Origin of the sequence: Halomonas sp. SIMBA_159 (assembly GCF_046536035.1) — a bacterium.
Lineage (GTDB): Bacteria > Pseudomonadota > Gammaproteobacteria > Pseudomonadales > Halomonadaceae > Vreelandella > Vreelandella venusta_A.
On sequence record NZ_JAWJBT010000512.1, the window covers coordinates 1 to 274 of the forward strand.

A 274-nucleotide genomic window follows, 5' to 3' on the forward strand; every position below is an offset into this window, starting at 1 on the left:
GTTCACGATGGTCGCGAAGCCGTTGATCGCGGCCGCGTCGGCGGCCGGACGCGCCGCGCGCGGGAACAGACGCAGCGTCCAGCGCCAGATCCCCCGCCCGTCAGCGAGCAGGCAGATCAGGATGAACAGCGAGAGCACCGCCCCGGTCACGACGTGCGCGGCGGTCGTGCCGACGGCCAGAGCACCGTTGAGCAGCGTCTGCGTCTGCTCGTTGATGATGCCGAGACCCTGATCGATGTAGTTCTGGATCTGGGTCTCGCTGAGGTGCAGCGGG

At 68.6% G+C, this 274-nt stretch carries 1 protein-coding gene; it reads right to left on the reverse strand.

Features of this window, described 5'->3' with window-relative positions; genetic code table 11:
• Positions 1-274 (reverse strand): hypothetical protein (locus tag R0J87_RS20235; RefSeq protein ID WP_498888497.1); only part of this gene is annotated, 274 nt, incomplete at both ends.